The organism is Treponema sp. UBA3813, from assembly GCA_002368605.1.
Classification (GTDB): domain Bacteria; phylum Spirochaetota; class Spirochaetia; order Treponematales; family Treponemataceae; genus Treponema_D.
Genome location: DFEB01000060.1, coordinates 1 through 14,458, shown reverse-complemented (window position 1 = coordinate 14,458; position 14,458 = coordinate 1). Strand labels below are relative to the sequence as shown.

Genomic DNA, 14,458 nt, shown 5'->3' with positions numbered 1-14,458 from the left:
ATTTAGCCTTCTACAAGAGCCTTGTTTCGCTTTAGTCGTAAAACCTGCAAGGCAAGGAGAGCGACAAGGAAAGCGATTCCGAAAACATCAGTCTTTGGATTTGGATCGATACAGCACAAGCCCGCCGCAAGGAAAGCAAGACGCTCAACTACCGAAGCCGCTTTTTTGGCAGGAAGAGCAAGATTGAAATTATTGAGGAAGCCAGTGTGTGCAAAGGCATAGCCCTCAAGACCGACTGAAATAGCGAACATTCCCAGCAAAGCCGTGACCGTAATACCGAGGATTGAAAGGGCATTTGCTCCCAACATCAGCATTTGCGGATTGTAGATAAACATGTACGGAACGATAAAAGCCCCGATTGCAAGTTTTGTGGCATTGACCGCAGTGCGCATAGGACGGGCTTTTGCTATTGCCGCTCCCGCTATGGCCGCAAGGGCAACCGGTGGCGTAACATCGGCGATAATTCCGAAATAGAAAGCGAACATGTGGGCCGGCAAAAGCTGCTCCGGGCTTGGACTTCCCGCACCATAGACGCAACGCACAATCGCACTGGCCGTAATCGTTGATGTGATGAGGTAATTGGCCGTGGTTGGAGCGCCCATTCCCAAAATAATAGAAGAAACCATAGTCAAAATCAGGGTGACAAAAAGTTTTCCGTGAGCAAGGGCAACGAGGCCTGCCCCAAGTTTTAATCCCAGCCCCGTAAGAGTGACCACACCGATAATGATTCCCGCCATGCCACAGGCAATTGCCACACTGATAATTCCCCTGGCAGCAGCACAGAGAACCTCAACCAAGTCTTTAAGAGCAAATCGGGGTTTATTTCCTTTTGCGACATCAAGGAGAGATACCGCAATTGCAATAATAATAATCGAGAGGATTCCCATAAGGGCTGAGTAAGTGGCCGTCTTTCCAGAACAAAGGAAGTAGATAATAACGACTAAAGGAAGAATCATGTAACCGCGGGAAAGGAAAAGCGGCAAAAAGCGGGGAATTTCTTCTTTTGGTAAGCCCTTCAAGCCCAGTTTGTGAGCCTCAAGATGAACAGTGATAAAAATGCCCGCAAAATAGAGCAAGGCCGGGATAATAGCAGCCTTTACGACAGTAAGATAGGGAACTCCTACACTCTCTGCCATAAGAAAAGCAGCTGCACCCATAATCGGAGGCATGAGCTGACCGCCAGTGGAAGCCGCCGCCTCAACCGCGCCAGCAAATTCTCCGCGATAGCCCAGTTTTTTCATCATCGGGATTGTAAAAGAACCAGAACCAACCGTATTTGAGACAGAGCTTCCCGAAACCGTTCCCAGAAGAGCCGATGAAAGGACAGCGACTTTTGCAGGTCCGCCGCTGGCCCCGCCCGCAATAGCGTTACATGTATCGATAAAGAACTGACCGATTCCAGTTTTTTCAAGGAAAGAGCCGAACATGATGAAAAGGAAGATGAAAGTTGAGCAGGCTCCAATGGGAGTGCCCATAATTCCCTCGGTGGTGTAATACAAATGACTGACAACGCGGGTGAGTTTGTAGCCTCGGTGATTCAAAAAGCCCGGAAGATATTTTCCGATAAAAGCGTAAATTATGAATGCCCCAGCGATAATCATAATCGGCAAACCCACGATTCGGCGGCAAGATTCAAACAAGATGATGATTCCGATGATTCCCACAATGATATCAATCGCAGTGTAAGCACCAGCCCTCATGACAATCTCATGAAAATTGATGATGTAATAGCACCAGCAGCCCGCCCCCACGAAGGCAAGAATAACGTCGTAGAGAGGAAGGGTGTTTTTCGGCATGGACTTTGTGGCAGGAAAGAGCAAAAATGCAAGGAACTGCACGAATGCCAAATGAGAGGCACGCACAAGCTGAGCCGGGATAGTGCCGCTTAAAGTCGCATATAACTGGAAGAAACAGAAAACAACCGAAACGATGACTGTAATGCTCTGTCGCCAGCACTTATGCTCACGGTAAGCCTGTTCCTTGTCCAAATCTTGCATGAGTTTTTTCATCTCATCTTCGTTTGTAGTCGGAAGCAAACTCTCCACAAGGGGATTTTCTTTCGTGTTCTCAACTTCGTCGCTCATTCTCGTGCTCCTTTTTTTATATCTTTTTCGTCATAAAATAACTCACCAGCGAGACTCGTCTTACCTCAAAAACAAGGCTCGTCTGAGGTTTGAAAAAATCTTTTAGAAAAAATTCCTTGCTGAAATCCGTATCAAGCAGCTCGGAAGTGTCCGGGATTGCAAGAGAATGTTCAGCCACCACGCCCACAGCCATCAAAAGCCTGGGAAGGACTCTGTGCAAATTCTCAATCACATAGCCGTTTTTTGTCACACGGAAGCGGGCGCCCTCGGTCTCAGAACTTTCTGGAATTCCCGCCCCGTAAGAGACAAATTCCGTCATTGAAAGCTCCATTTCCCCAGATTTAAGAGGGAAATAAAAATCATGCACCCTTCCCTTGTTCACAGAATGTGTATAACTGATGACAAAGCCCCGCGCCATTGCAGAGCGTGAATAAATTCTTTCTGAAAGATTCTTGCGATTAGAAATCGACAGCACCCGCACCGCCGGCAAATTCACTGCCAGCAAAAGCGCAAGTGCCATCAGTAAAAAAACTTTTTTCATTAATTGCGCTTAGTTCAAAACGCCGATTTCTTTGTAATATTTTGCAGCACCAGGATGGAAGGGAACAGAAATACCTGTAACAGCAGATTTTGCCGAAACTTCCTTTCCTTTTGCATGAGCGGAACCAAGTTCATCAAGATTCTCAAACAAAGCCTTTGTCATTTCATATACTGTAGCTTCATCAAGATTAGCGTTTACAGCCAAAGTTGCTTTGATAGCGAGAGCTTCTGTGTCAACATCAGTGCCTTTGTATGTGCCAGCTGGAATAGTTGTTTTTGTGTAGAAAGAATATTTGTTGCAGATTGAATTTGCTTCAGCTCCGCCAACAGGAATAAGTTCAAGACCTGCCGTGAAAGCAAGTTCCTGCAAAGCAGAGTTTGGAACGCCGGCTGTTACGAAACAAGCGTCAAGAGTGCCGTTCTGCAAGCCTTCTGCTGATTCTTTGAATGAAAGATTGTTCTTTTTGATGTCGTCGAATGTGAGACCATAGCCTTCGAGAATCTGTTTTGCGTTGAATTCTACGCCAGAGCCTGCGTCACCAACAGAAACACGCTTTCCACGCAAGTCAGCGATTGATTTGATTCCGCTTGTTTTTGAAGCCGCAATCTGAACAACTTCAGGGTACAAAGTACCGATGGAAGCAAGATTTGGAAGTTTTTGACCTGCAAACATGTCTGAGCCACGGTAAGCGTAATCCATTACATCGTTCTGAACGGTAGCAAATTCTGCGTCGCCGTTTGAGATAAGACGCAAGTTCTCGGCAGAAGCACCAGTTGCCTGAGCCGTTACATTCATATTCTCGATTTTTGTGTTCCAGATGTTAGCGATGGCACCACCAAAAGGATAATAAGTTCCTGAAGTGCCGCCAGTAGCGAGAATGTAGTTCTTTTTTTCGTTACAAGAAGTGAGTGCAAGGAGTGCGCCCAAAACAGAAGCGAAAACAAAAAGTTTTTTCATGATTAAACCTCTTCATTAAATAGTATGTGGTATTTTACTATAAAAATGGGTGTTGTTTCAACGCTTTCAAAGTGCTAGAATCAACAATTATGAAAACAGAACTTATCAAAGACCTTCTTACTTCAAAACCAGACGGAAGAATCGTTACCGTCTGCGGATGGGTTCGCACTATTCGCGACTCTAAAAACCTCGTCTTCATTCAAGTGAACGACGGCTCATGCTTTGCAAATATCCAGCTCACTTTTGACCGCTCAAATCCTTCAAATAATAATACAGCCGCTTCCATCGAAGAGGCGATTTCCAATATCTCTACAGGAGCCTCCCTCAAGGCCACGGGAAAACTCATTGAGTCACCGGCCTCAGGTCAGGCTGTGGAAGTCAACCTTGAGACACTTGAAGTCTTGGGAAAATGTCCTTCTGACTACCCAATTCAGAAAAAAGCCGCCACAATGGAATTCCTTCGTGAAAACGCACATCTCCGCGCGCGCACAAACACTTTCGGAGCGGTTTTCCGTATGAGAAGCCAGATGGCTTTTGCCCTTCACACATTCTTCCAGGAGCGGGGCTTCTACTACATCAACACTCCTGAAATCACCTGCTCTGACTGCGAGGGAGCCGGCGAAATGTTCCAGATTACAACTTTGAGCCTTGAAAAACTTGCCGAAACTGCCATCGAAAAGGGAGCTGCAGGCATGAAAAAAGAAGACGCGGCAAAACTCGTCAACTACAACAAGGACTTCTTCGGAAAGCAGGCTTCCCTCACCGTTTCAGGTCAGCTTGAAGCCGAGACTCTGGCAACGGCTCTGGGCCGGGTCTACACATTCGGGCCTACCTTCCGCGCCGAAAACTCAAACACAACCCGCCACCTGGCAGAATTCTGGATGTGCGAGCCGGAAATGGCCTTCTTCGACCTTAACGACGACATGGACATTCAGGAAGAATTCATCAAATATCTATTGAACTGGGCTCTTACAAAATGCTCAGAGGACATGGAATTCTTCAACAAACGAATCCAGCCGGGAGTCATCGACACTCTCCGCCATGTGGTGGAAACGCCATTCAAGCGCGTCAGCTACACAGAAGCCGTGGCCGAGCTTGAAAAACACGCCGACGAATTTGAGTTCAAGCCTTACTGGGGCTGTGATTTGGCGACAGAGCACGAGCGATACTTGACCGAAAAAATCTACAAATGCCCGGTCATGGTCTACAACTATCCTAAGGAAATCAAGGCCTTCTACATGAAGCTCAACGACGACGGAAAAACCGTCAAGGCAGTTGACGTTTTGGTTCCGGGCCTTGGTGAAATCATCGGCGGAAGCGAGCGCGAGGAAAGCTACGACAAGCTCTTGAACCGAATCAAGGAACTGGGCTTAAAACCAGAAGATTATTCTTGGTACCTTGACCTCCGCAAGTTCGGAACAGTCCCCCACTCAGGCTTCGGCTTGGGCTTCGAGCGACTTTTGCTCTATGTAACAGGAATGCAGAACATTCGCGATGTAATTCCTTACCCACGGGCACCAAAACTGGCAGATTTCTAAAGTATTAGACGCAGATTAACGCAGATAGACGCAGATATAAATTTCTACAAGAAAAGTCTTTCGTGATAATACGAAAGGTTTTCGTATAACAAAAATCTCATCTGTGTTCATCGGCGTCCATCCGCGTCAAATTATTTATGAGCAAAAAAAATCCGCGCAAAATCACATTCGTCACTTTCTCTCAGAGTATTTTCTTGACCACGAAATACTTCTTGCAGAACCGGCTTTTGTCTTTTGCCGGTTCATGTGCTTTCAGTTTTTTGTTTTCGGTCATTCCCCTCTTCATCATGATTGTCATGGTGTTGGTGCGTTTTCTTCATGCTTCTCCAGATACAGTCACTGCTATTATTTCGGCAATTCCAGAACTGGAGATGTATTTTAATTCTGCCGCTATAATTCACTCCGTACAGGCAATCCGAACAGTAAGTTCTTTTGAGATTATCGCTGGAATTTTTATTTTGTGGATTGCCCGCCGATTTTTTGCCTCCATTTTTGACTCCATGCAAAATATTTTTCATACCCAAACAAAAAGAAAGGCCTTTTTCAACCAGATTTTATCTTTCCTCACAGAACTTCTTATAGTCTTAATTGCTTCAGCTGTTATTTTTGCCTATATTTCACTCCAGACAATTTCATCCATCGAAATACTTAAAAATATCCCTCAACTTTCCTTTATTTACGAAGAACTTCTCTCAGGAAAACTCGTGAATTTTCTTCCAAATATTATGATTTTTATAGTCATAAGCGTTCTATTTAAATCTGCCTCTGGCACAAAGCCGTCACTTCTGCTCTGTATATTCATAAGCATTCTCTGTACAGCTTCATTTTGGGTATTTCGTTTGCTTCTCCATTATTTTCTGGATGTCAGCCGCTACAATCTTATTTACGGAGTTCTTGGTCAGGCAATCATCCTTTTCATGGATATTTTCTTCTTCTTCGTATTTTTCCTTGTATTTGCTCAGTTTATTTATGTGATTCAATTTTTCGACGAACTCTTGCTTGGTGAACTTTATATGCTTCCAAAAATCGAACAAAAAGGTTTTGCCGCGGATTTTAAAAGAATGTTCTTTATCCGGCCGGACTTTTTGATTGCCAAAAACAAAAGCAATGTCTTTTCTTATCATCCTGGGGACATAATTTTCGAATCTGGGTCAGAAGACAATTACGCTTACTATATAATCAAGGGAACTGTTAAATTCGTTTCTGAAGGCGAAAGCGAAGAGACTCAGACTCTCGCACACCGGGGAGAATTTTTCGGCGAAACCTCCTGCATTCTGGATCAAAAAAGAGCCACCACCGCCGTAGCCGTAATTTCCACCCGAATCATCAAAATCGAAAGCGAGAGATTCCGCTTCCTCGTGCATCAGAATCCCGAAGCGGCAAAGAAAGTTCTGAAGCAAATCAGTCCTTTCTTTTAAAATCTATAGAAATCCCTGCCAATCTGTGCTAATCTGTGAATACTATTTTTTGGAGAATATATGAATCGTTCTAAAATCGTCGTTCTTGACTTTGGCTCTCAGTATGCCCACCTTATCGCAAAAAGATTCCGCGCCTTGGGTTATTATTCAGAAATCGCCCTTCCTTCAGCTGATTTAAGCGTTTTTGAGGGAGCGAAAGGCGTTGTTTTTTCTGGCGGGCCTTCTTCTGTTTACGAAGACAATGTGCCTGAATTCAACGAAAAGATTTTGGAACTTGACATCCCGATTTTAGGTCTCTGCTACGGCCACCAGCTTTTGTCTTATTCTTACGGCGGAAAGGTCGGCAAGGCTGAGGTGGGTGAATTCGGCTTTGCAGAATTGAATTTAAACGAGGCGGGAAAATCTTCCCCTCTTTTTAAAGGTGTCACGCACACCACTCAGGTTTGGATGAGCCATCAGGACGGCGTTCTTTCTTTGGGAGAGGGCTTTGAGGTTATCGGAACGACAAAAGACTGTCCTTTCGCCGCCTTGCAAAATCTCTCAAAAAAACGATTCAGCCTCCAGTGCCACTGCGAAGTAAAGGACACCCCGGAAGGCAACAAAATCTTCAAGAACTTCGCCGACATCTGCGGCATGGAAGTTAACTGGGACGAAGACACGGTTCTCGCCCACATTCTTGACACAATCAAAAAAGACGCCCGCGACAAAAATGTCCTTCTCTTTTTGAGCGGCGGCGTTGACTCAACCGTGGCCTTTGCCCTTCTTAACAAGGCTTTGGGGCAGGAGCGGGTTTTGGGTCTTCACATCGACAACGGCTTCATGCGAAAGAACGAGTCAAAGAATGTCGCCGAAGCCTACCACAAATTCGGTTTCAATAATTTTATCGTTGAAGACGCAAGCGAAAGCTTCCTCGCCGCCATCAAAGGCCTCACCGACCCGCAGAAAAAGCGCATGGCCGTGGGAGAAAACTTCATCACCGTGCGCAACTCGGTCGTTTCAGCACAAAAACTCAACGAAGACGACTGGATGCTGGCTCAGGGAACCCTTTACCCGGACATCATCGAGTCAGGCGGAACCAAGAATTCCCACACAATCAAGACCCACCACAACCGCGTTGATGGAATCCAAAAGCTCATCGCAAAAGGCTTGATTATCGAGCCGCTCAAAGATTTGTACAAGGACGAAGTTCGCGCCATCGGAAAAAAACTGGGCTTGGACTCAGAGCTTGTGATGCGCCATCCTTTCCCCGGCCCCGGACTTTCAATCAATGTTCTCTGCTCAAATGGCATTCTTTCAGACGAGGACAAAAAAGAGCTGGAAGCAGCCCAGAAAGAGCTGGATTCTATCAAAATCTCTCACTTCTGCGAGCACTGCACTGCCACAATGCAAAAATATGTGCTTCCTGTAAAATCAGTGGGCGTTCAGGGTGACTTTAGAACCTACCGCTTCCCGGCTGTTCTCCGATTTAAGAAGGACGAAGAAAACGGCTTCTGCCACTTCCCCAAGCACTGGAAGAAAATCGAGGACGAGTCAAGCAACATCACGAATTCTGCAAAACTCCTTAACCGCTGTGTAATCGCCCTCTGGCAAAACCCAAAAATCAAGGACGAGGACTTGCGCCTTCAGGAAGGCTACTGTGACCGCCGCCGCCTTGACCAGTTGCGGGAAGTTGACAACATCGTGCTCAAAAATTTACATGAGTCCGGCTGGTACGACAAAATCTTCCAGCACCTCACCATTGATTTGCCGTTCGCTTCTGCCCCAGACAGGGCAAGTTTCGTTTTGCGACCGGTCTGCTCTGAAGACGTAATGACTGCCCGCTTTGCCCAGCTTGACCGGGATTTACTCAACAAAATCATCTCCGAAATCGCAGCCCTTCCATTTGTGGATGCCCTCTACTACGACGCCACAAACAAGCCGCCTGCAACTTTCGGCTGGGAATAATACAAGAAATTTGTTGTGTTATCGCAATTTTCCTTGTATAATTAATATTGCTTTAAGCCTACTCCACCTAGCAAACTGATACACACAATGTTTATATAGGGGAGGCTGAAACAGAGGTGTAATATGGCAGAGGTAGAAAAATCAATTTATGGTCGAAAAGTCTTTTTCGTCAACCCAAGCACGAGTTTTGAAGCTTCAGTTATCGGCAGACTTCGCCTCATGGAGTATGAAGTCTATGCCATCGAAGATTACCGTAAAGTAAAGCCTCTCTTGCGAAAAAACGCAGATTCTATCTGTTTTTTTCTTATCGAAAGCCAACTCTCCCTTAAAGGTTGGCATAACTTCATAAAATCCTTTGAAGAAGAAGGTGTATTTTCTCCTCTCGATATAGGTATTTTGATTCCTGTTTTACCAGATGATAAACAGTCAAACTTCCTTGCAGAATTACAATACGATGCAGGGCTCATCAAACTCAACCAAGACCAAGAATCCATGTTTCATGAAATCGTAAAAGCTCTGGACGCAAAAAATGCAAAAGGCATGCGAAAATATGTGCGGGCAAACTGTCTCAACGATTCTCAGGCTGATTTATTATGGCTCAAAGACAACAAAATGTTCAAACTTAAGATTATCGATATTTCTTCAGTAGGAATCGCTGCAAAACTGTCAAACGGTCAGGCAAACGCTGTATTTATCAACCAGATTATTGAAAATGTCACTCTCAATCTTAAGAATGTTCAAACCTCAGTAGATATCAAAATTTCAGCGATAAAAGCCGCTGGTGACTTTCTTCTTGTCGTCATCATGTTCAATACATCAACAAGTCCAGAGGCAATCAATAACATCCGTGGCTACATTGCCAATAATCTGCAGGAATCATTGCGTTCCTCACTCAGATCTATAGACCTGGACAGAATCGATTACGAAAAACTCTAAATCCCGCAAGAATCAGGCTTTTCGCAATCAATAACATCCTAAAAATCATATTTTTCAAGATTTTCTTCGCCGTCCACTATAATCCATTGGGCGGCATTTTCTTTAACAATAGGGACAACATATTTTTCGTAGGCCGCGACAACCTCTTCTTTAGTAACTGACTCAATGATTTCCGGTCGTTTCAAATATGCGCTTTCGGAGCCAAGGAATTCCCAGCTTGAAATTACAGAAGATGCAAGGCCTGCTGCCGTCTGCGAAGAACTGAACACAGTCGCAATATATTTATTCTTGTACTGGTTCAGTTTTTTTTCAAGCGTGTCAGCATCAAAAGAAGAAATAGCGTCAAAAATCAACTGTTTCAGGTTCTCTTTTTTGCTCGCCTTGTAAACAGAAATCGCACCGAGCAACTCTCTTCCTCCGATGACACCAGTGTTAATAGAGTAAACGGCTCCTGCCTTTTCTCGAACTTGAGAGAAAAGCAAATCATCAAGATACATCAAAGAAATTGCAAGGGGAACACATTCTTTGGAATCACGAGATGGATATTCAAACAAACCGACGACATAGCCCGTGTTTCCAGCCTGCTCGTTAGCGACAGCGACTTTTCCAGACTTCACGGTAATTTTCGGGATTTTTGGTGCCGTATAAGCTTTTCGTGGAATATCACCGAATTTTTCTTCAAGAGATGCTGTGAAATCATCGATTAACTCTGAACTGAAATTTCCGACAACAACAATTTTAATTCTCAAGGCATTCAGAAGACTTTGATGAAGTCCGTTTACAAGAGTTTTTGTAATATTTGAATATGATTCTTCGGTTACGCTTGTAGTCGTTGCATAAGGGTGATTTTCGAATGCTGCTTTTGAAAGCGCAAGGGAAAGAGCTCCGCTAGGGTCAGACTTTTGCTGAGAGATGGAAGCGGAAAGTTCCGTCATTTTTTGATTAAAATCTTCGTCAGAAAACTTCGGATTTTTTACACACTCAGAAAGCAAATCAAGAGCCTGAGACATATCTCTCTGGATACAAGTGAAACCGACGGTGGAAAACTCTTTTCCAGATGATGAATAAAGGAAAATACTCTTTTCGTACTCAAGTTGTTTTATTGTCTCGTAGGAATATTTTTCTGAACCACGAAGAGCCAAGTCTAAAGTCAGATCTTCAATTCCGCCCAAACTCTTGTCTATTGCGCTCGCTCCCCCCTCAAAAACAAGTCTAAAAACAATGATTTTACTTCCGCGATTCTGTTTGAAAACAACAGGAATTCCATTTGAAAGATGTTTTTGAGTGAATGCATCAACGATATCAATCTGCACTATATCTTCAACTTTTGTCGAACCACAGGAAACTACAAGAGAGCAGAAAGAAACAAGAAAGATTGAAAAAAATGAAAAATTCCGAAAAAATCTTTTTATATTATTTATTTTTTTTGATTTAATTGATTGCATAGCCTTCCCCTATTATTTTATATCATTCTGCCAAAAAGCATTTTCCGCAGAAATTTGCTCATATCCTGAAGCTAAGAACAAATCCTTATATTCATTCCAAAGTCCCGGACTCACAGAAACTATGAAAGCTCCTTTTTTATTCTGCATGTATTTTTTTACAAATGAAACTACATCATCTTCAGTAACTTTTGCGATATTTTCGTCATAAGAGAAGAAATAATCTGAACTACAACTAGACCAAAAGAAAGAAAGAGAAGCAAGAACCGACTCAGCACTCTCCATCTCATAAATTCTCGCATCTTCAAGCTGCTGGATAACAAAACCGATTGATTTGTCTTTAAAGAAAAGAGATTTTTTTGTCATTTCTGGAATAGCTTTCTCTTTAAGAACGGAAAGAAATCTCTCAGATTTTTCCACAGGATTTAAGTTCGTCTGCTTTGCGACAGGAGCATTTCCAAAACCAAAATTGAATTTTTCAGAACTTTTGTAATCGTTAACCATGGCAGCACTAAAGGAAATAAGACCACTGACACGCCTTGTTGGATAGTAAGCCCCTATATATTCGCTTTCGGGAATTCCGAGTGAAGAATCAGAAACAAATGTTTTTACGAAATTTCCACTAGGACTGTTGGCAAGATTGACCCAGACATCTGCAGAATAAGTGTCCTTGATATCAATTTCACCGTCAGGTCCTCTAAGATAATATGAAACCTGAATAATTTTGTCAGAAAGCCCCGGATTCACAAAAATCAGTTTTTTTTCTGATGAAAGGGGATTCTTATTAACAGTGCGGGCAAAAGGAAGTGCTTCCGAAGGATTTTCCCAATCAGAGTAAATTTCTTTTACATAGGCAAAAACTTCATCATGTTTTACATCGCCGCCGACAAAAATTGCAGAATTGGAAGGAATGTAGTAGTTTTTCTGTATTTCACGCAAAAGTTCTGGGCTTGCATTTTGAATAACCACAGGATTTCCAGACGGATCAAGTCTCCATGGACAATCAGGAAACATGGTTTTATAAATCGCAGCGGCTCGAATGTGATCAGGATCTGTAAAATCAGCATTTATCTCAGAGAGAACAACAGATTTTTCGTTCTCAAGCTCTTGATTGTCAATTTTTGGAGTACGGATGGCATAAGACCAAAATTCAAGGCCTCTGCGAACAAGCGCAGAAGGAATGGTAAAATAATAATTTACTCGGTCAATGCCAGTCGAGCCGTTCTGATCTATCTGCCCCATTTCATTTGCGGCCTCAGTGAAAGCGTCCTGATCTGCATACATTTCATTTCCTTTGAACATCATGTGCTCATAAAGATGAAAAAGACCTGCATTCTGAGGATTTTGAGTAACGGCTCCTGCCCTAACGGCAATTTCTATGTAGGCAAGAGGTGCTGAATCATTCTCAGCGACAAACAATTCCAGGCCGTTTTCGAGTTTATAGCGATAAAGGCCTTCGACAGGCGTTGATTCTGAAAAAAGAGGAAGAAAAAACGCCAAAAAAACAGGAAGAAAAAAATATTTTTTTAAATTGGTGAACATATATGTTCATTGTACCACAGATTATTAAAAAAGCTAGGAAAAAAAAAATGCGTCACAATGCTATCCAAAATGTCATTGAGACGCAGATTGTAATTTATTCAATGCAGAAATTATTGGTTCAAAGCACTTACAACAGCACCAATACCAGCTTTGCCGACATTAGATGACTTTCCGACACCCCAGCGCTGAGAGCCATCCTTCATCGTAATCTGAACATAAGCAACGGCGTAAGTGTCGCTACCGATACCCACAGAATGTTCATGGAAGGCAGAAATATTGAATTCCGGAACCGGTGTTGTGGCAAGGGCTGAAACGAATGAATCCAAAGGACCGTTTCCCCGGCCGCCGATGGAAATTTTCTCGCCCTTGTAGCAGATTACGGCACGACAAGCTACATGCTCGCTCTCGTCTGCGCTCTCCACTTGAGTTGAAGCCAAATCAAGGACAGAAAGTGGCTCTTTTTTGTTAATCCACTGCTCTTCAAAGAATTTGAGGATTTCTTCAGGCTGAAGCTCACGCTGGGCGGCATCGCTCTTGGCCTTGATAAGGTCACCGATTGCAGGCTGCATTGCCTTTGGAATGGCATAACCGTAATTGTGCTCCAGAATGAAGCTGGCCCCACCCTTTCCACTCTGGGAATTGATTCGGATGATTCCCTCGTACTTGCGGCCAATGTCGTGGGGATCGATAAGAAGATAGGGAACATCCCAGATTGCGTCCTCGCTCATTTTTGCACGGGCAGCAAAGCCCTTTGCGATTGCGTCCTGATGACCGCCAGAAAGAGCCGTGTAAGCCAAACCGCCTGCATAAGGAGAGCGGGGATTGATTTCCATTTTGGTGTATTCCTGATATGCGTCGGCGATGTCCGGGAGATTTGAAAAATCAAGTTCAGGATCAACTCCCTCACTGAACATATTGAGGGCAACCGTTACGATGTCCAGGTTTCCAGTGCGCTCGCCGTTTCCGAAGAGACAGCCTTCGACACGGTCAGCACCAGCCAAAAGACCAAGCTCACATGAAGCAACTCCAGTTCCCCGGTCATTGTGGCAGTGAGTTGAGATAATGACGCAATCCCGGTGAGAGATTTTTGAGGCGAAATATTCGATTGAGTCAGCGTAAATGTTGGGAGTGTAGCACTCGACAGTAGTCGGGAGATTAAAGATGATTTTATTCTCGCGTGACCAGCCCCACTCGTTTCCTACGGCCTCACAGATTTCGATGGCATAGTCGATTTCAGTCATTGAGTAGCTTTCTGGAGAATACTCCAGGCGAATCTTTTTGCGGTCTTCTTCGCTCAAATCCTTCATGCACTCTTTGATGCATTTTACGCCGTCAACAGCGATTTTGATGATTTCTTCTTTTGATTTGTTGAAAGTGTATTTTCGCTGAGCGGGAGAAGTTGAGTTGTAAATATGGAAGATTACGCTGGGCGCGCCCTTGATACATTCCATCGTGCGGCGGACGAGCTTTTCCCTGGCCTGACAGAGAACCTGAATCGTCACATCCTCAGGAATGCGGTTTTCGTCAATGAGACGGCGGATAAAATCGTATTCAGTGTCGCTGGCAGAGGGGAAGCCGATTTCAACTTCCTTAAAGCCCAATTTAACAAGAAGTTCAAAGAAAGCAAGTTTTGTCTCGATACCCATTGGGTCAATCAATGCCTGATTTCCGTCACGAAGATCGACCGAGCACCAGATTGGCGCTTTTGTGATTCTCTTTGAAGGCCATGTGCGATTCTCAATCGGAATCGCCGGAATCGGTCTGTACTTTTTTGCATTCATAAGAAACTCCTTAAATACGTCGAGTCAAGGCACACTTACGCTTAAAGCCTTGACTTCGCCGTTTTGAGGGTTTGTAATAAACCCTCAATAAAAAAAACCTGCCGCCAAAAGCAACAGGTCTTGTAATGTACGAAAATTAAAACAATACCACCACGCTTTCAGCTATTTTACGAGAAAATTATGCAAAAGTAGTAGTGATAGAGTCATCATGCTTTTAGTATCCCTTTTTAAAGCCTTTTAGTCAAGAGATGTGTCCGTTCCAAATACATTTAGGA

Annotated in this window: 10 protein-coding genes; 4 read left to right on the top strand and 6 right to left on the bottom strand. The window is 43.9% G+C overall.

The features are described 5' to 3' along the window. Nucleotides 1–2 precede the first annotated feature (2 nt). Genes B2089_RS09585 through B2089_RS09575 form a run of 3 tightly spaced genes read right to left on the bottom strand, consistent with a single transcriptional unit; the run spans nt 3 to nt 3,582 of the window. Nucleotides 3–2,084, bottom strand: a complete 2,082-nt coding sequence (locus tag B2089_RS09585; protein WP_296320342.1) for a TRAP transporter permease — start codon at nt 2,082–2,084, stop codon at nt 3–5. 16 nt (nt 2,085–2,100) lie between these two features. Continuing rightward, nucleotides 2,101–2,625, bottom strand: coding sequence for a DUF1850 domain-containing protein (locus B2089_RS09580; RefSeq protein WP_296320344.1), 525 nt, complete (start codon nt 2,623–2,625; stop codon nt 2,101–2,103). Nucleotides 2,626–2,634: 9 nt separating this feature from the next. After that, nucleotides 2,635–3,582 (bottom strand): TAXI family TRAP transporter solute-binding subunit, encoded by a 948-nt coding sequence (locus B2089_RS09575; protein WP_296320346.1) that lies wholly within the window; start codon nt 3,580–3,582, stop codon nt 2,635–2,637. Between the two features lie 89 nt (nt 3,583–3,671). Between B2089_RS09575 and asnS the strand changes: the two genes are divergently transcribed. From asnS to B2089_RS09555, 4 genes are all read left to right on the top strand, one after another. Then, nucleotides 3,672–5,120 carry an asparagine--tRNA ligase gene (gene asnS / locus B2089_RS09570; protein WP_296320349.1) on the top strand — a complete coding sequence of 483 codons (1,449 nt, stop codon included), beginning with the start codon at nt 3,672–3,674 and terminating at the stop codon, nt 5,118–5,120. A 137-nt stretch (nt 5,121–5,257) separates the two neighbouring features. Further along, complete coding sequence (locus tag B2089_RS09565) at nt 5,258–6,538, top strand: YhjD/YihY/BrkB family envelope integrity protein (RefSeq protein ID WP_296320351.1); 1,281 nt, start codon at nt 5,258–5,260, stop codon at nt 6,536–6,538. 60 nt (nt 6,539–6,598) lie between these two features. Then, nucleotides 6,599–8,482, top strand: coding sequence for a glutamine-hydrolyzing GMP synthase (guaA, locus tag B2089_RS09560; RefSeq protein ID WP_296320354.1), 1,884 nt, complete (start codon nt 6,599–6,601; stop codon nt 8,480–8,482). Nucleotides 8,483–8,605: 123 nt separating this feature from the next. Then, nucleotides 8,606–9,418 carry a hypothetical protein gene (locus tag B2089_RS09555; protein ID WP_296320356.1) on the top strand — a complete coding sequence of 271 codons (813 nt, stop codon included), beginning with the start codon at nt 8,606–8,608 and terminating at the stop codon, nt 9,416–9,418. A 38-nt stretch (nt 9,419–9,456) separates the two neighbouring features. Here the strand turns inward: B2089_RS09555 and B2089_RS09550 are convergent, their stop codons facing one another. From B2089_RS09550 to leuA, 3 genes are all read right to left on the bottom strand, one after another. Beyond that, nucleotides 9,457–10,863, bottom strand: coding sequence for a M16 family metallopeptidase (locus tag B2089_RS09550; protein ID WP_296320359.1), 1,407 nt, complete (start codon nt 10,861–10,863; stop codon nt 9,457–9,459). 12 nt (nt 10,864–10,875) lie between these two features. Beyond that, a complete protein-coding gene (locus tag B2089_RS09545) occupies nt 10,876–12,402 on the bottom strand; it encodes a M16 family metallopeptidase (protein WP_296320361.1) in 1,527 nt (508 codons plus the stop codon). Nucleotides 12,403–12,512: 110 nt separating this feature from the next. Further along, complete coding sequence (leuA, locus tag B2089_RS09540) at nt 12,513–14,183, bottom strand: 2-isopropylmalate synthase (protein WP_296320371.1); 1,671 nt, start codon at nt 14,181–14,183, stop codon at nt 12,513–12,515. Nucleotides 14,184–14,458 lie beyond the last annotated feature (275 nt).